This window comes from Gracilimonas sp. BCB1 (assembly GCF_040117685.2).
Lineage (GTDB): Bacteria > Bacteroidota > Rhodothermia > Balneolales > Balneolaceae > Gracilimonas.
The window spans coordinates 145,112-163,226 of record NZ_JBEDYP020000015.1; the positions used below are offsets into that span (position 1 = coordinate 145,112).

At 42.2% G+C, this 18,115-nt stretch carries 13 protein-coding genes and 1 pseudogene; 6 read left to right on the forward strand and 8 right to left on the reverse strand.

Annotated elements, in window-relative coordinates:
* Positions 1 to 36 precede the first annotated feature (36 nt).
* Positions 37 to 612: an RNA methyltransferase gene (locus ABFW99_RS13010; protein WP_440707514.1), complete on the forward strand. Its 576-nt coding sequence runs from the start codon at positions 37 to 39 to the stop codon at positions 610 to 612.
* Positions 613 to 720: 108 nt separating this feature from the next.
* Positions 721 to 1,461: a uracil-DNA glycosylase gene (locus ABFW99_RS13015; protein WP_440707515.1), complete on the forward strand. Its 741-nt coding sequence runs from the start codon at positions 721 to 723 to the stop codon at positions 1,459 to 1,461.
* 3 nt (positions 1,462 to 1,464) lie between these two features.
* Here ABFW99_RS13015 and ABFW99_RS13020 read toward each other — a convergent pair whose 3' ends face one another.
* From ABFW99_RS13020 to ABFW99_RS13030, 3 genes are read right to left on the reverse strand one after another with little or no spacing between them, the layout of a single operon-like run.
* A complete protein-coding gene (locus ABFW99_RS13020) occupies positions 1,465 to 1,836 on the reverse strand; it encodes a response regulator (protein WP_349353752.1) in 372 nt (123 codons plus the stop codon).
* 8 nt (positions 1,837 to 1,844) lie between these two features.
* Positions 1,845 to 4,499 (reverse strand): ATP-binding protein, encoded by a 2,655-nt coding sequence (locus ABFW99_RS13025; protein WP_440707516.1) that lies wholly within the window; start codon positions 4,497 to 4,499, stop codon positions 1,845 to 1,847.
* Positions 4,445 to 4,987 carry a hypothetical protein gene (locus tag ABFW99_RS13030; RefSeq protein WP_440707517.1) on the reverse strand — a complete coding sequence of 181 codons (543 nt, stop codon included), beginning with the start codon at positions 4,985 to 4,987 and terminating at the stop codon, positions 4,445 to 4,447. The genes ABFW99_RS13025 and ABFW99_RS13030 overlap by 55 nt, the downstream gene beginning before the upstream one ends.
* 160 nt (positions 4,988 to 5,147) lie before the next feature.
* Here ABFW99_RS13030 and ABFW99_RS13035 point away from each other — a divergent pair, with 160 nt between their 5' ends.
* On the forward strand, positions 5,148 to 5,675 hold the full coding sequence (locus ABFW99_RS13035; protein ID WP_349355456.1) for a GNAT family N-acetyltransferase: 528 nt from the start codon (positions 5,148 to 5,150) through the stop codon (positions 5,673 to 5,675).
* Positions 5,676 to 5,797: 122 nt separating this feature from the next.
* Positions 5,798 to 7,318 (forward strand): replicative DNA helicase, encoded by a 1,521-nt coding sequence (gene dnaB / locus ABFW99_RS13040; RefSeq protein ID WP_349355457.1) that lies wholly within the window; start codon positions 5,798 to 5,800, stop codon positions 7,316 to 7,318.
* 259 nt (positions 7,319 to 7,577) lie between these two features.
* Here dnaB and ABFW99_RS13045 read toward each other — a convergent pair whose 3' ends face one another.
* A complete protein-coding gene (locus tag ABFW99_RS13045) occupies positions 7,578 to 8,693 on the reverse strand; it encodes a tRNA-queuosine alpha-mannosyltransferase domain-containing protein (RefSeq protein WP_349355458.1) in 1,116 nt (371 codons plus the stop codon).
* Positions 8,694 to 8,912: 219 nt separating this feature from the next.
* Entirely contained in the window at positions 8,913 to 10,760 is a 1,848-nt protein-coding gene (mutL, locus tag ABFW99_RS13050) for a DNA mismatch repair endonuclease MutL (RefSeq protein WP_349355459.1), read from the reverse strand.
* Between the two features lie 517 nt (positions 10,761 to 11,277).
* Here mutL and ABFW99_RS13055 point away from each other — a divergent pair.
* A pseudogene (locus tag ABFW99_RS13055) lies at positions 11,278 to 13,508 on the forward strand (NADP-dependent isocitrate dehydrogenase).
* 73 nt (positions 13,509 to 13,581) lie between these two features.
* Here the strand turns inward: ABFW99_RS13055 and ABFW99_RS13060 are convergent.
* Together ABFW99_RS13060 and ABFW99_RS13065 are read right to left on the reverse strand one after the other, a co-directional pair.
* The gene (locus tag ABFW99_RS13060) at positions 13,582 to 14,358 is read right to left on the reverse strand and encodes a DedA family protein (protein ID WP_349355460.1); all 777 of its coding nucleotides are present in this window, start codon (positions 14,356 to 14,358) and stop codon (positions 13,582 to 13,584) included.
* 21 nt (positions 14,359 to 14,379) lie between these two features.
* Complete coding sequence (locus tag ABFW99_RS13065; protein ID WP_349355461.1) at positions 14,380 to 15,189, reverse strand: lysophospholipid acyltransferase family protein; 810 nt, start codon at positions 15,187 to 15,189, stop codon at positions 14,380 to 14,382.
* Between the two features lie 259 nt (positions 15,190 to 15,448).
* On the opposite strand from ABFW99_RS13065, the gene ABFW99_RS13070 reads away from it, so the two are divergent.
* Positions 15,449 to 16,231: an alpha/beta fold hydrolase gene (locus ABFW99_RS13070; protein ID WP_349355462.1), complete on the forward strand. Its 783-nt coding sequence runs from the start codon at positions 15,449 to 15,451 to the stop codon at positions 16,229 to 16,231.
* 9 nt (positions 16,232 to 16,240) lie between these two features.
* On the opposite strand, the gene ABFW99_RS13075 is transcribed toward ABFW99_RS13070, so the two are convergent.
* Positions 16,241 to 18,115 (reverse strand): type II secretion system protein GspD, encoded by a 1,875-nt coding sequence (locus ABFW99_RS13075; protein ID WP_349355463.1) that lies wholly within the window; start codon positions 18,113 to 18,115, stop codon positions 16,241 to 16,243.

The following is an 18,115-nucleotide window of genomic DNA, read 5'->3' on the forward strand; positions in this document are numbered from 1 at the left end:
TGATAGTGTTGGCCTCAAAGTTAAGCAATCATCTTAATGCTATGGGGTTTTTTTACGGATTTAATTTCAACTATTTTTTCTGCTTTGAACAAACTCACCACAAAAGAAATTCTTAAGGAGAACCTCTCCCGAAAGGCTCCCAAAAAACTAACCAACTTAAAAGTACTGGTTCATAACATCCGAAGCCTACATAATGTGGGTTCAATTTTTCGTTCAGCAGATGCATTTGGTGTTTCGGAGATTATTCTTTGCGGTTACTCTCCTACTCCACCCCGGCCCGAAATCAACAAGACGGCAATCGGAGCTGAAGAATTTGTGAATTGGTCGTACATGGAGGAAGGCACAAAGGCTATTCAAAAGCTGAAAAAGCAAGGGTACTGCATAGCAGGACTTGAACAAACCACCGATAGCATTGCTCTGCCTGATTTTGATCCGAAATCACATGATAAAATCTGCATTGTTTTGGGGAATGAAGTTACCGGAATTGATGATGAACTGCTTCCACACATCGATCAGTTCATTGCCATTCCTCAATTTGGGCAAAAGCATTCCCTGAATGTATCGGTTGCCGCCGGAGTAGTTCTGTATGCAATGTTGGAGAAATTGTGGTGAGCAGCCTTTATCTTAGCCATTGATAAAAAATCGTTTTAACAGCTAATTCATGAACGACCCTATAGAATTTTTAAAAAAGCCTCCCGGTTCCTGCAGCAACAACGGGATATGTATGGTGATTTTTCTGTGGAATTGGACCTGAAGTCCGAAAATAAAACTGTACAGGCCAATGAACAGGGTGTTTCGTATGAATCTGAATCGCACAGTCAGCAACTCAATGAAGTTTCCGAGGAAGAGAAACCGGAAGTTGAGGTTCAGAGGTCACAGGAGGAACTCATTGCTGAATGCTCAACTCTTGATGAACTCAAAGATCTTTGTGAGCAAGCTGAAGAACTGAAAACAGACCTTGAAGGTACTAACCTTGTGTTTGGAGTGGGAAATCCGAATGCGGACCTGATGATTGTTGGAGAAGCCCCCGGGTACAACGAGGACCAACAGGGAGAGCCTTTTGTTGGGCAGGCCGGGCAGCTGCTGGATAAGATCATGGCAGCAATACATTTCGAACGGTCGGATATTTACATTGCCAATATACTAAAACATCGTCCACCGGATAACCGCGACCCTGAACCGGAAGAACGTGAACGAAGTCTGCCCTATTTATTAAAACAAATCGAACTTATTGACCCCAAGCTAATTTTATGTGTGGGAAGAATCTCAGCGACTACCCTGCTTGAAAAGGAAACCTCTTTAGGAAAATTGCGCGGCTCGTTCCATGAATACCATGGTCGGGAACTCATGGTTACCTATCATCCTGCGGCGTTACTTTATAATCAAAAATATAAGCGCCCAACCTGGGAAGATGTACAACTGCTCAGAAAAAGATATGACGAGTTGGGAGGCCAACCCTGATTATCAGGATGGAATGGATTCTTTAATTTGGTTGGCTACAACTTCTGAACTATATGGCTTCTGTATGTATTCCTCTACCAAGCCTTTATTAATGGCATCCTTGACCTCATCGCTTTTTTCAAAACCTGACAATATAAAGTAAGGCTTGTCGCTGAAATCGCTTTTTGCTTTTTCTATGAATTCGAGGCCATTCATCTTTGGCATTCTCAAATCAGTAATCACCACTTTAATTTCAGGATGCTCCTCAAGCTTCTGCAGGCCTTCCGGACCTGAAGGTGCCGTGAGAACGTCAAAGTATTTACCCATCAGCCTTCCGAACAAGAACAGGTTAATGTGTTCGTCATCTATATATAATATTTGCGGTTTTGATGACATCCTTACCTTTATTTTTCAGAAAATTTTATTGTTACGATTGTCCCTTTGCCCGGAGTTGAATCATAATGAATTTCACCATTGTGTTCCTCGACAATATTGTAGGCAATTGACAAGCCCAATCCCGTGCCCTTTCCGGGGTCTTTGGTAGTAAAAAACGGGTCAAACAGTTTCTCTTTAACCAGCTCATTAAATCCTTTTCCGGAGTCTTTTACTTCAATATAAATACCCTCTTTGTTAGCCCGGGTTTTTATATTAACAGTTCCTTCTCCTTCAATAGCCTGTATGGCATTCATAATAATGTTGGTGAATAACTGGTACAGTTTACCCGCGTTGCCCTGAATGGTGACTGCCTTCTCACTGTAGTCTTTCGTGATTTCTACTCTGCCTTTGTACTCATTCTTCAGAATAAGCAAACACTCATCAATAATGTTATTGACGTCACAATCCCCTTTGTCAGTTTCATTGGTTCGGCTGAATGAACTTAGGCTTCGGACGATAGACACAATGCGACCAACACCAATTTCAATGGTTTTGAACACTTCCTCAAACACATCTTTCTCTTTGATAACCAGTTTATCGTCTTCCTCTTCCATCATTTGGCCGATGATTTCAGAGGCGGATTTGATGTAATTAACAGGATTATTGATTTCATGAGCTACCCCGGCTGTCAACACTCCCAGGGCGGCCATTTTTTCTTTTTGAATGAGTTTTACCTGGGCCGTTTCTAACTTTTTCAATGTTGTGTTCAGTGAGTCCGTCTTTTCATGCAGTTCTTTATTAACCTGAATCAGTTCTTCATTTTTTGATTTTATCTGCTCGTTTTTCCGGGTAATACTTTTGGTGCGTTCATCTACCATCTCCCTTAGCTTTTTCTGTTTAGTAATTAGATACAGATAGCGTAATCGCAGGGCAGCATATAAAATCGCGGCTATTAAAATCGCTACTATCAGAAAAAACCACCATGTGATATAAAAAGGTTTTGCAATGATGAAACTGTATTCCCTGATTTCACTCCAGTCACTAACTTCATTTCGTGCCTGAACTTCGAATGTATAATCACCGGAATCCAGATTTCTGTAAGTAGCACCCGGATCGCTAAAGTTGTTAGAGAAATTCCATTCTCCTTCTAATCCGGAAAGCCGGTACCGGTAAAAAATCCTGTCGTTATACAGAAAAGAGATTCCTTTAAAATTAAAGGTTAAGGTATTGTTACTTGCCGAAAGTTCAGCCAGGGAATCGGAAATTAATTCATTTCCATTTTCCGTTTTAACTGATGTTAAATACAGGTCCGGAACCTTCTGTTCCGTCATATCTTCATCCTCGTCATAGGCACTCACTCCGAGTTCGGTGCCAATCCAAATATTACCTTCTTTATCCTGTATTAATGCATTTCGGTTAATTTCATTTCCAATCAGCCCTTGCGCTACCGAAAATTGCTCCAGAGCTTGTCCATCCCACTTAAACACTCCATTAAAAGTTCCGATCCAAAGCTGGTCGTTCTTATCTACCAGTAGTGAAAACGCCAAATCATCAAAATCACTGACCTGAAACGGAATAATTCTCTCGCCGTCTAATCTTGCTAATCCGGCAGCTGTACCAAGTATTAAATGGTCGTTCCAATAAACCGCATCATATATATTGTTGTAGTTGATATACTCCGATGTATAATTCTTTATCTCACCATTGCCGAGTATATAAACACCTTTAGTACCGCTTAAAAAAGCAATCTCATCACCTAACCCCTGAATATTCCTGATGTATTGAAAAGGCTCTTTATTTACATTTTCATACTCTGAATTCTGCCCCATTTTATAAATGAATTTCATATCAGAGAAGTATATTGATCCCTTAAAGCTAATGACACTTGTTATATTTTGTTGTGGATTGCCCTCAATCATCCTGACCAACTGTCCATCTTTTAATCTATATAGTCCGGCTGCTCCGGCTGCTAAATAAATAGAACCATCAGCATGTTCCGTTATCTGAAGCACCCTTGCCTGCTCTTCATTATTTGATTTCAAAGAATACTTTCGGGTAACTACTCCATCCTTTAATACATTCAGATAAGATGAATTCGCTAAATAAAGTGTGACATCACTGCTTTCCAAAATAGCGGTCACTTCATTTTCTGCAAGCCCTGAATCTCTGTTATAGCTTTTAAAATTCAGGATATTGAATTTAAAAAGCCCCCTATTATCTACCGACCAAACGTTATTTTCTTTATCCAGGTAAAGCCTGTTGGAGTGAATATTATTTGTGCGCCCCCCTACCTCTAAAGGTGAGCTTCTGCCGGTTTGCCTGCTGAATTGCATAACCTTGGAGCTACTGCTATAAAATATGCGATCTCTGTGATCTACTATTAGAGAGTGGCGGTTGTAAACAGAGTGGTTCTGAATCCCAAGATTTTCTGATAGAAGATTAAATTGCTCTTGTTCAATCTTAGCTAACCAATTAAAACCCAGTATATACAGGGTACTGTCTTTCTTGGTAACCGTCAGAATATCCTCAAAATCTCTAAATAAAGGATCGTACTGGCTTCTTACAATTTCACCGTCTTCCAACTGAAACTGACCCTTTCGGGTATTGATGTAAACAATTTCATCTATTTTTACGGTAGAGTTAATTTCCGGAGTTTCCCATTGGGAAATGAAAGCTTCTCCCATTGTTCAGTATTCGAAGAATAATGGTACACATTCCGTATTCCAGCCAGGGTTATGTTATGATGTTCATTATTTGCTATTACTTCAAAAGAAAAAGCCGTTTGTTTTTTTCCCCAAGCTTCTGGAACGTGAATTTCTCTCCATTCTTCGGAGTCAAAAACCTTAATCACAAATTCAGTATCATTTTTTCCTGCTACCCAAATAAGTCCGTCACTACTTTTTTCAATTTTTGAACTCAGAAAGGTAGGTAGTTGCAGGCTATCTGGAAATACATACCAACTGTGTGCATCATAAGTTGTAACCCCTTTTGAGGTAACAAACCACATCACACTGTTATCAGCCTGTACAACATCATAGATGGCATTGGAAGGTAAACCATCAGCAATAGAATACGTTTTGGCCGGATAGAATTGGGCTGCCAAATTGATTGGTCCAAATACCATCAAACATAAAATTATAAAGCGAAACCAGAAGCTGCTTTTAAATTTCAAACCTAAAGAGAAAACTTGTTAAAGTTGAAAATTTATCGACGAATACATGATGAACTAGGCTACTCTTGAATAGTCCCTGACATAATTTTGGGCTAAATATACAATGTTTAAAATTTATGCATTTCATATTATTACATTTTAATCAAAGCAAAGTTTTGCCATGATTCCAAGCCTGCAAACGAAACGACTGATTCTCCGGCCTTTTACTGAAGATGATCTTGATAATGTGTTTAAGGGGCTATCTAACCCGGATATTATCAAGTATTATGGCATCAGTTTCGAGACCAGGGAATCTGCCAAAGAGCAAATGAAGTGGTTTGCTGATCATGAGAGAAATGAAACCGGAGCCTGGTGGGCTATTTGTTTAAAGGATTCCGGACATTTTATTGGTGCGGGTGGTCTCAATGATATTGAGCACGATCACAAGAAAGCAGAGTTCGGGTTTTGGCTGCTTCCGGAATATTGGGGAAACGGTTTTATGGGTGAAGCTATCCCGGCCATCTTAAACCATGGTTTCGAAAAAATAAACCTTCACCGAATTGAAGGATTTGTTGAAAGCAAAAACACCAACTGTCAAAAAGCTCTCGATAAACTCAACTTTACTTTCGAAGGAACCATGAGGAATGCAGAAATAAAAAATGGCCGTTATATCGATATTGATATCTACTCTAAATTGAGTACCGATTAAACAATTTGAATGTGGATAACCCTGTTCAAAAATTGTTCAAAAAGAATCTCATTTTGCTTTCATATTATAGCTATTTTCGAGATTCGGATTTCAGCAGTACTCTTTAGTTTTCAGCACAAATCATGGCAAAAAAGAACGGATCTTACGGCAATAATTATAAGAACGACGATAAAGTTCTGGAGCAAGGCGGACGTGTTCCTCCCCAGGCCGTAGAAGTTGAAGAAGCCGTTTTGGGTGCCATGCTGATTGAACACGGAGCGGCTACCATTGCTCTCCAAATGTTGAAACCCACCGATTTCTACAAAACTGCTAACCGTCATATTTTTGAGACACTCTCAAATTTGTATGAGCGGGATAATCCACTTGACCTGCTCACTGTTGAAACCGAGCTCAAAGACAACAACCTGTTGGATGCTTGCGGTGGTCCAACCTATTTATCCGACCTTACCCGATCGGTGAGTTCATCTGCCAATATTGAGTATCACGCACAGATCATTATTGAAAAGGCGATCAAACGTAATCTGATTCTAGCCAGCAATGATGTAATCAAAGATGCCTACGACACCACCAGTGATGCATACGATGTGCTGGATACCGCCGAGCAGCGCATTTTTGATCTCTCCAACCAAAAAAGCCGAAGCTCAGCTGTTCCGGTAGAAAAACTTTTGAAAGACACTCTCTCCTACCTGGAAGACCTTCGGGGTAAGGATTATGGAATTACGGGTGTACCGTCGGGACTGGCCGTTGATGACATGACCGCCGGTTGGCAAAATGGTGACCTCGTTATTATTGCCGCCCGACCTTCAATGGGTAAAACGGCTTTTGTATTAACCGCCGCACGTAACGCGGCTATGCATCCCAATGAAAAGCTGCGCACCCCCATTGCTCTTTTTAGTTTAGAGATGTCCAACCAGTCTTTGGTTCAGCGTTTATTAACCATGGAAGCCCGCGTTCGTGCTGATGAAGCCCGAAAAGGTACCCTGAAAGATGAAGACTTCCGAAAGCTGATTGATGCAGCCAGCCGCCTGTTCAGTGCAGAAATTTACATTGATGATACTCCCGGCATCAGCCTGATGGAATTGAGAACCAAATGCCGGCGACTAAAAAGCGAAAAAGGAATAGGACTCATTGTAATTGATTATCTCCAGCTAATGCAGTCTAACGCTAAAGACATCGGAAGTCGTGAGCAGGAAATTGCGTCTATTTCCCGTGGACTGAAAGGACTCGCTAAAGAGCTGGATGTGCCGGTAATTGCACTTTCACAGCTCTCCCGGGCGGTTGAGCAACGTGGCGGAGATAAACGTCCGCAGCTGTCTGACCTTCGGGAGTCCGGTTCTATTGAGCAGGATGCGGATATCGTGATGTTTCTTTACCGGCCTGAATACTACGGCATTACAACTACCGCCGAAGGACAGTCAACAGCCGGTATTGCAGAGGTGATTATAGGAAAGCAGCGTAACGGTCCGGTTGGAAGTAAGATGATGTACTTTGTGAAAGATTACGCCCGATTCGAAAACCTCAGTTCAGCTGATAGTAACGATCCATTTCTTGGAGACGGCGGAAGTAATACCGATGGTGGCGGGAATGACGGCCCTCCTCCTATGCCCCATAGTCCCGCGCCCGATGAAGATGCTCCGTTTTAATTTGCTTAGATCGTGCATCCTTGACTACCAAAATATGTCATTGCACTGGTTCTGCCGCTCTGCTGCGGAACCTAACCAGAGGCTCTGCCTCTAATTCTAGTGAGATTGGATTAAAGTCAAACCTATATGAGGCGGAGCCTTGGAAGGGCATTACGAAGCAGAGCACCGTAACGAGATATACATCCTAATCCTGATTCTGCTTTCTTACGCTCAGGACGACTTCCACTGATGGACTATAAAACCTTGGCAACATCTGATTTCACTTACCTTCAACCGCTTCATCAAAAAGTGGGTCAAAGTCCCTGATCCTCTTCTTCCAATCCAAATGGCGGTTTATATTTTGTAGTGAACTCTTTGGCAGCGATTTCGTTTCTCCATTTAGCAAATCTTTCAGGTGGTGAAATAGATCATCCTCCGTTTCATATAGAACTGGTGCGTGCAAGAGTGGATCGTGTAAACTTTTGGGAATCAGCTCCGGGTAATGCAAAGAGTTGGGAACCAGAGGATGACACCCACAATAAATGGCTTCCATTATGGCCACACAAAAAAACTCATAGCTTGCAGTGGATACCACGATATCGCCGGAGTGCAGCAGCTTGCTGTAATTTTCCTTGTCATCCACATACCCGAAATGAGTTATTTGCTGCCCGAACCGCTGCCAGGCTTTCTCAAATTCTTCCGGCTTTTCATGCTGGGTATCCCCTGCTAAAATCAGGTCAAATTTCAGATCTATATCATTCAGCCGGTTCAGCACTCTGAAAAACATGGCGGGATTACGGTCAAACTGCCAGCGCTGATTCCATACAATCACCGGGTTATCGTTCTTACTTCGGGTATCGGGCTGCTTGTCAAAACTGGAAAGGTCCAGCCCGGGGTGCATAATAATACTCTTCTTCGCAATACGCTCAACGGTATTATATTGATTGGTATCCGGAAACTTATCCAGAAACTTGGGTAAGGCCTCCAGCAAATCATCCAGATGAAATTGAGAGGAGAACAACAGCTTATCCGCCACCAGCATGCTCAGGTAATTGATATAGCAGTAAGTCAGATCTCTGCTCTCACCTTCCGGAATGGGACGGGTAAACTGGTTATCATGCATATACATAATGACCGGCGTGTGAGCAAACCGGGGATTAGTCAGCGCCATGAACGCCGGTAAATTAGTCATGCTGCTGGTAAGCAACAGATCGATATCCTCATCCACGTTCTTGGTCATTTCTGCAAGCGAAACCGAATCGCCGTGCATCCGCCATTTCCATCCCTTATAATTAAGCTTGATAGGGATAATATTATGGCGGGAATGCTTTTCAAGTCCTTTTAAAAAAGCCTTGTGTGAGCCGCTGTAAAAAGGTTCTACCGCCAGAATATTCATGCAAATGGTCTTAATCTTGGGAAAGCGATAAGTATAAGAAATTTATTAATGAACCAAATAAAGAGTGTGTTACGGTATGAACTTGCTTGTACTGATTCGGCCGCTCCGCTGTGTAACCTAAATCATAGGCTCTGCCTATAGTGAGATTGGTATAGTATTAAATGGATGAGGCGGAGCCTCAATGGGGCGTTACGGAGCAGAGCACCATAACGAGATAAACTACCTAAACCTCGACTGTATCTCATCCAGGGGGATATAGCTGATTGTGGGTTTCTTTAGTGGATCCAGGTACGGCTGCTCGCAAGCGAAAAGCTGATCCACAAGTCCTTCCATTTCCTGTTCGGTTAATTTCTTGCCACGAGGGATGGCTGCTTTAGCCGCAAAGGCAATGGCCAGTTTTTCCCGGGCTTCCAGCTTCACTTTCTGTCCCAATTCCTGGTATTGATGCAGCATCGAAATAAGTACCTCTTCCTCATTCCCGATTTCAATATCGGCCGGAACGCCGTTAATCATAGCAGTATTTCCGCTGAGCAGCTGTACGGAAAAACCCATACGCTGAATAATGGAATGGAGTTCTTTAAGGAGCGTATAATCAGATGCGGAAAGCTCCAGAGTCTGGGCAAATAACAACTGCTGGGTACTTGGAAGAGCTTCTTCGGTAGCATTGATCGCCTTTTCAAAGATGATGCGTTTATGAGCCAAATGCTGATCAATAACTGTAAGCCCGGTCCGGGTTTGAGTGAGGATGTACGTGTTATGCAACTGCCAGAACCCTTTTTCCTGGGTTACTTTCTTTTGTTCGTCTTCAGCAGGTTCAAAGTTTTCGGCTTCATCATAATTCGGACTTTTGGTGTGGCCTCCGCCATATAACTGCTCGCTGAAATCTTGTCCCCTTCCTCCAATATTAGAAGAGCGATTATTGATTCGGGATGGAATTTGAAATCCGCCTTCACTTTGTCCGGAGGACCGGGGTTTGTTAAAACTGAAACCTGAATCAAATCCTTTGGACGGATCATCACTCAAAAATGCATCCTGATCCTGCTCAATATTGGGCACCTGAAAATGTTTATTCAGGGCCCGATTAACCACCGACCTGGCAAGCTGAATTACACTTCGCTCATCCTCAAATTTTACTTCCATTTTAGAAGGATGCACATTTACATCTACTTTAGAAGGGTCAATATCGAAAAAGAGCGCATAAAACGGGTATTCATTATTTCGGGTCCATGCATCATACAAACTCAATATCACATGGGTAAGGTACCTGTGCTGAAAAGGCCGGCCGTTCACGAACAAAAACTGCTCCCCCCGACTCTTTTTGGCCAATTTAGGATCGGATGCAAAGCCATGAATTTTTACATAGCTCGTCTCTTCCCCGAACTCAATCAGGCTGGCTTTGTAGGAACTACCGAAAATCTGTGTTACCCGGTCTTTAAGGTCCTGGATTGGTAAATCATAAATAATATCGCCATCAGCTTCTACATAAAAAGCCACATCGGTATTTGCCAGTGCAGCATACTGAATGGTTCGCAGGATATGCCGAAGCTCTGTGACATCTGTTTTCAAAAACTGCCGGCGGGCGGGCACATTAAAAAAGAGATTACGAACGGCAATGGTTGTTCCGTCATCAATGGCGGTGGGTTTTATTTCCCTTTCCTCTCCACCCCAAACTTCAAACTCCCAGCCGTTTTCATCACCGGCTCGTTTGGTCTTAACGGTTACCTGAGATACCGATGCAATGGAAGCCATCGCTTCGCCCCTGAAACCGAGTGTGCGAATTTTAAAAAGATCATCGACCGAATTGATCTTTGAAGTAGCGTGTCGTTCAAAACAGAGAGGCAGGTCCTCTTTACTCATCCCGCACCCGTTGTCGGAAACCTGGATCAAAGTTCGGCCGGCATTTTGGATAAGAATTTTTACCTGATCACCGCCGGCATCAATGGCGTTATCGAGAAGTTCTTTAACTACAGAGGCCGGACGCTGAATTACCTCTCCGGCCGCAATTTTATTACTTATTTCTGGGGGAAGCTGATGTATAATGGAATCGCTAATCCGGGTATCGCTCAATGGTTATCTGTACGTCTTTTAAAGTGAAATTAAATAAACAATAAGGGCAAGGCACGCCGCATAAAAAACCACACGGGTAAATTGTGCCGGTCTTCGTCTTGTATGGGTCTCAAACTTGATTCGTTTTCTGCGCTTTTCTTTTTCATCCTTTTCGGGATCGTAGTAGCGAAACGGGTAATCAAATTTTTTGGGTTTAGGCCGGAAGCCGAACATCGGTCTGATCATAACAACACCTCAATTTTATTGGCTTTGAATGGCTAACGCGGGTGGTTACCAAATCTTATTCAATATACAGAATTTGAAGGGTGAATATCGAACATTCCATCGGGAATAATGAATCTCGCTAAACTGCTTACCGGGTACTTCATTATTTAATGTTCAACATTGAATGCTCGATATTCTTTCGAATGTTCTTTTGCCTCTAAAATTTGTAAACTCCCTGCCCCTTAATTTTTCTTCGGAAACCAGTTTTTCGATCTTCACATTAAATTACTGACCATTAACCATTTATTTAAAAATGAGCACTGATAAAGCCAAGATTTTTTATACCATAACGGATGAAGGACCTTTCTTAGCTACCCATTCTTTCCTCCCTATTATTGAATCATTTACCAAGGCTGCCGGAGTTAATGTAGAGACCAAAGACATTTCTCTTGCAGGACGTATTCTTGCCAACTTCCCCGATTATTTAAAAGAAGGTCAGCAGGTTCCTGATGCGCTTGCAGAGCTTGGAGAGCTGGCTAAGAAACCGGAAGCGAATATCATCAAGCTCCCGAATATCAGTGCTTCTATCCCTCAGTTAGTTGCCGCTATAAAGGAATTGCAGAGTAAGGGTTATGATCTTCCTGATTATCCGGAAAGAACCTCAAACTGAAGAAGAAAAAGAGATTCAAAAACGCTACGATGTAGTAAAAGGAAGTGCAGTTAATCCTGTTCTGCGGGAAGGAAAACTCACACTGCCGGGCTCCTAAGCCTGTTAAAGAGTATGCCCGAAACAATCCCCATTCCATGGGTGAATGGAGTTCTGATTCCAAATCACATGTAGCTACTATGGAAGACCATGATTTTGCTCATTCTGAAAAATCCATCACCCTGTCTGATGCCGATGATGTCCGAATCGAATTTGTTGATTCCAATGATAATGTGCAGGTATTAAAAGAAAGTACGCCACTACAACCGGGTGAAGTGATTGATGCTGCCGCTATGAGTAAAAAAGCCTTGGTTAATTTCCTTGAGAATGAGGTCAAAGATGCCAAAGAAAAAGGCATACTCTTTTCACTGCATATGAAAGCAACCATGATGAAGGTTTCGGACCCGATTATTTTTGGTCATGCCGTAAAAGTGTATTTCAAAGAAGTATTCGAGAAGCATGGTGAAACACTCCGGGAATTGGGTGTAGATCCCAATAATGGTTTTGGTGACCTGGAAGCAAAAATTCAGGAATTACCGGAAGACAAACAGGCAGAGATCAAAGCGGACATACAGAAATGCTATGAAAACGGACCGGACCTGGCGATGGTAAATTCCCACAAAGGAATTACTAATCTCCATGTGCCAAGCGATGTGATTATTGATGCCTCCATGCCGGCCATGATTCGTACATCAGGACAAATGTGGAACAAGAATGACGAGACACAAGATACGAAAGCGGTTATTCCTGAAAGCAGCTATGCCGGTATTTACCAGGAAGTGATTGACTTCTGTAAAGAACACGGCGCTTTCGATCCAACTACGATGGGAAGTGTGCCTAACGTAGGACTAATGGCAAAGAAAGCTGAGGAATACGGCTCTCACGACAAGACATTTGAAATCCCCGGCAGTGGCTCTGTACGAGTTGTCAATAAAGCCGGAGAAACCGTAGTAGAACACCCGGTTGAGGAAGGCGACATCTGGAGAATGTGTCAGACCAAAGACGCTCCCATTAAAGACTGGGTTGGACTTGCTGTTCGCAGAGCACGTGAAACCGGATCTCCCGCTGTTTTCTGGCTGGATGAAAACCGTGAACACGATGCGGAGCTCATCAAAAAAGTAAATGCTTACCTGCCGGAATTTGATACTGAAGGATTAGAGATTCACATAATGTCGCCGGTCAAAGCCATGCGCTATTCTCTGGAGCGGATCAAAGATGGTAAAGACACGATTTCCGTAACCGGAAATGTGCTGCGTGATTACCTCACCGACCTCTTCCCCATTCTTGAAGTGGGAACCAGCGCCAAGATGCTTTCCATCGTTCCCCTTATGAACGGTGGTGGCTTATTTGAAACCGGTGCGGGCGGTTCTGCCCCTAAGCACATCCAGCAGTTTTTGGATGAAGGTCACCTGCGTTGGGATTCCTTAGGTGAGTTCCTTGCTTTAGCCGTATCGCTCGAGCATCTGGGAAAAACCTTCGATAACAACAGAGCCTTGGTTCTTTCAGAAACGCTGGATATAGCCAATACGCAGTACCTCCAAAACGATAAATCACCTTCCCGCAAGGTGAATGAACACGACAACCGTGGCAGCCACTTTTATCTGGCTATGTACTGGGCCCGGGCATTAGCTAACCAAAGCAAAGATTCTGAGCTGGCTGAACGCTTTAAAGCTGTAGCCGATAAGCTTGAAGAGAACGAAACAAAGATCAACGAAGAGTTAATTGCTTCTCAGGGAAGTCCCGAAAAGATTGATGGATATTACTGGCCAAATCGTGAGATTGTTTATGATCGAATGAGACCCAGTGAAACCTTGAATTCAATTATTGGGTCCGTTTAATTTCAAACATACTTAAGTGAAGAGCCCGGTTCTGAAAAGAATCGGGTTTTTTTATTTATGAATGAGAAACATATCAGATTTCGAATTTCTTCTTCAGTACCGGGATCAAATATTTGAGTAGAACTATGATAAATATAAAGACAGCCAACGCTGCCCAAACAGCATATTCTTCATAGGCTTCATAAAAGAACAGCAACTCGTTACCTGCAAAAACGGAAAGCCACACAAAGGTGGGAGTCCATAGCAGTGCTGTTAATCCAAAATAAAGCAGGAAGGTCCAGAAGCCCGTTTTTAGAATACCGGCACTCAGATAAACCGGAAAACGACTACCGGGTATGAATCGACTGAGCACAAGTATCACAGGTCCTTTTTTCTGAAACCACGCTTCTGCACTGTACGCATTCTCCTTTTTCACCATCCACTTAAAAGGCGGGATGTTGAAAATAGCATTTCCCATTAAACGCCCGGCAAAATAGAGGGTGAAATCACCTATGTAAATTCCTGCCGTTGCAGCTATGGCCGCAGGCCAGAAATCAATGAGTCCCTGTGCTGCCATTAAACCCGCCCCAATACAAGCAAGATCTTCGCTCATGAAGGTTGCCAGAATGATCAATAGCATATATAAAACAAGGAGCTCATTTTCCGAATCAGCCTCCACGTTATCCAGGTATGGGACTAATTTCTGGAGACTGTCTTTATTTATATTCTCAGTTTCAGAAAGCTGCTCAGTTGTATCGCTTACCCCAAACTCTTGGTAAACGAAAACATCAGCGTGTTTTGGTATAGCAAAGGCATTAACCGATGTAGCAACCCCAAAGATCAGAAATATGCAGAAATGAATAAGCTTCACGAAAAGAGTTTCTTCATGGAATTAAGAGAATGCAATGGGTGTGAATTCCCGGTTCTGTTTAAGGAATTCATTTTCTGAAATAACGGGCACGAATTGTTCTTCAATATCACTTTTTAATCGTTCAGCTAATAATTTTCGGTCGCTGGCCATAACCTGATCCGAACCAAAGTTAACAACGGCTGTAAAAGACTTAAGTTTCAGCAGGTTGAAGAAATGTACGAAGAACGGAGTATCATCCCACCAGCAAATCGTATCGTAAGCCGGAGCTTCTTCCCGATTCGTTCTGTATGAAACGGCAACGGTTGAAACCGGGAATTCTCGGGAAGCCGGATATTTCAACAATGAAGACCTGAACGGTAATATTTCATATCCGGGGCTGGTAGTGCCTTCAGGAAAGATGATAATACCCTGATTGGTGTTTATATTTTTAGAAATGAGTTTATTAACCCGTGTTATATCCCTTTTTCTGTGCCTATCAATAAATAAAATTCCACACGTCCGGATGATAAAACCGATTAACGGCCATGTTTTTACATCACTTTTAGCCACAAATAAACATCTTAACTGAGAGAAAAGTACAAAAATATCAATATAACTCAGATGGTTAGACACCAATAGAAATGGTGGTTCCGGGGGTTTATTTTTCCCCTCTATTTTTATCCCAATTATCCAACAACAAACTTTTCCCCAGCTTCGAAGAAGATAGCCTCTGCTTTTTTCATAGTTCACCCCAACAACTGAAGCAAAAAGACACAGCATTATCAGGAAATAAAAAAACAGGGTTGAAACCAGAAAACCAGATAACTTTATGATAGCCCGTAGAAAATTCATGAGCAGAAATTAACAATTTCTTTCAGAAAAACAGGGCTTTTTGTCGTGTTGTTTATACTGAATGAATATAGATATCGGCCCCGTTAGATATTTAAACTCTATTACACCTAATTTGGTTAGATTTATGTAATTGAACTGAAACAGAAACCACAAGATACACGCCTGAAGGCTACCGGCCTGATTAGGATTAATTACAATTGTATGCCAGCTTGTGCAGCTTGGATATTTACTTAATTGATATATATTTGTACCATTAAATATGTTGTACTACAAAGAATATAAATCATCTGAAAAGAGAGACTGGGTTGTGTTCGTTCACGGCGCTGGAGGAAGCTCATCCATTTGGTTTAGCCAGTTAAGAGATTTCAAAAAACACTTCAATGTGTTGATGGTAGATTTACGCGGGCATGGTAAATCCAAAGATCTGCTTCAAAAGTATTATGAAGATAACTATTCATTTGAGTTTATAAGTCAGGATATCCTGGATGTGCTGGACCATCTCAATATTGATAAGGCTCACTTTATTGGAGTATCATTGGGAACCATTATCATTCGTACTATTGCCGAGATTGCCCCTACACGCGTTAAATCTTCTATCCTCTGTGGTGCTATCACCCGCTTGAATGTACGCTCCAGGATTCTTGTCTTTGTCGGGCATATGTTTAAGCGGTTTATTCCCTACATGTGGTTATATAAACTGTTTGCGTGGATTATTATGCCTAAGAAACATCACGCTAAATCCAGGAATCTTTTTATCAGGGAAGCGAAGAAATTATATCAAAAAGAGTTTCTAAGGTGGTTTAAGCTTACCAATGAAGTGAACCCACTCCTTCGATATTTCAAAGAAAAAGAGGTTGAATCTCCTATGTTATACGTGATGGGAAGTGAGGACTATATGTTCCTCCCTCCTGTTAAACAAATAGTGGAAAAGCACAAGAATTCAAGCCTAAAGGTTATTGAAAATTGCGGACACGTTTGCAATGTGGAACGACCCGGAGCTTTTAACCGGGTTTCCATCCAATACCTGAAGGCTCACTCCTGAATTTAACCCTTATTCGCTACTTCCGTTAACTCGCTCAGCGTTAGGATTATTTCCATTTCTGAGGGTGAATAACCAAGCTTCACTGTTAAAGCTGTCTCTTATCTCAAGAGTTCGTTCAACGGCTACATTAAAATCGGCAAAGCCTTCGTAAGCTACGTAATTAAAGCGGGTTTCCGGATTAAACAGGATTTGTGTGTTATAGCCTTCTTGTTCGAGTGAAGATTTAAAGTTCTGAGCATTACCCGGAACAAGAAATGAACCGCCAATCACAAAATATTTCAAATCGGAAGTCTCTTCCTGCATAGTCTCCACTTCCTGCTCATTCTGTTGGTACTCCAGATATTCATCCAAATTAAATGCTTTAGGTACTACCACCATTAATTCCGGGTTGTCAACAGGCATGCTTAAATCTTTGGCCAGTTCCTGTTGTTCATCGGTAAGTGCATCCTCTTCTTCGGCGTCCACCGGTTGCTTATCCAAAGCTGTGGTATCAGGCTCAGTCTCTTCCATGTCCGTTTCAACAAGAGTTGAATCATCCATAGCCGGTTGTTCTTCCTGCTCAGCTTCAGCTGTCTCTTCTTCAACAACGGGCATTTCGAATGTCTCAGTAGTAAATACCCGGTCTAAGTCGGTACGCATGTTGTCGCGTGTATTATTTAAAACTTCACGTTTTGTAAGCTTACGTTCTGAAATCCGCTCCGAAACAGGTTTAATCAACTCTGCCTGCACAATGATAATCAGTTCATTTTCGGAATAATCTTTCGAGTTGTACCCAAATAAATACCGAAGACCGAAAAACCAACCCGGTAAGTCTTTAAGAATTGGAACTCCTCTTCGTACTGTAGACTCTTCCGTTCGATATAATCCGGCTACATAAGTTGCTTCCCCATTCAGCAGAATTGCTGAGGTTGTTGCTTCCTGTTTGTTAACAATGGTACTAATTACATCAGGCTGTACGGTAGAACGTTCTACTTCAAGTGACAAATAAATAAAAGAAGTGTCTTCCTGATTTATAATTTCAGGAGTTACAGTAAGAATAGTACCCGTGCTGATAAAGTTATCCGTCACGTTACCTGCAATATCGCGCTGCTTAATAGAGAAATCTTGACCAACCTGGATATTCCCTTCTTCTCCATCCACAACTTTAATGGATGGAGTGGCCAAAACTTTACCAAGGTTATCCGCTTCAAAAGCACTGAATAATGCCTGTACACTTATGCCGGGACCAACTTCTCCCAGATTTACAAGGGCGTTAAAAGCGTTCTGAGAAACACTTGCAGCGTTATAAGAGTTAACAGATACAAACTGATCGTTAAATTCGGTAGCCGGGATGCTTTGATTCGCATCAGCGTCTACAAAATCTCCCAAATTCGCCGGTACATCGCTTGTTAATGTAGACCAGTCAATTCCAATTTCCTGAAGCGCTCTCTTGTTACCTTCAAAAAAGGTAGCATTAATTCGCACTTCCTGAGTTCTGGTTGTAGCTGACGGAGCTTCACCTTGAGCAGCAGCGGAACCGCCTCCGGAAGCCTGCGTTGTAGTACCGGTTGTAGCAGGTTCAGGTTCATTTATTTCATAGAAATCTTCAAACTCTTCCAGCTCAAGGTTGTTAAACCGCATGATGTATTGTAGAGCATCTTTCCAGTGCATTGCGGGTAAAGTAACCCCAATGGTACCACTGTAAGCCGAATTATCAACAATAAACTTGTTCTCAAACTCCTGGGCAAAGGTATTTATGATTTCAATGGCCTCGTTGTAGGTCGTACTTTTGTCGAAGGCGACGATCTCTTCCGGATTGGTGTATTCTTTTAGAGGGTCAACTACCTGAGCATGTACAAACTCAGGCTGTAGTAAACTTACCAAGCCGAAAAGGACTAATGTCAA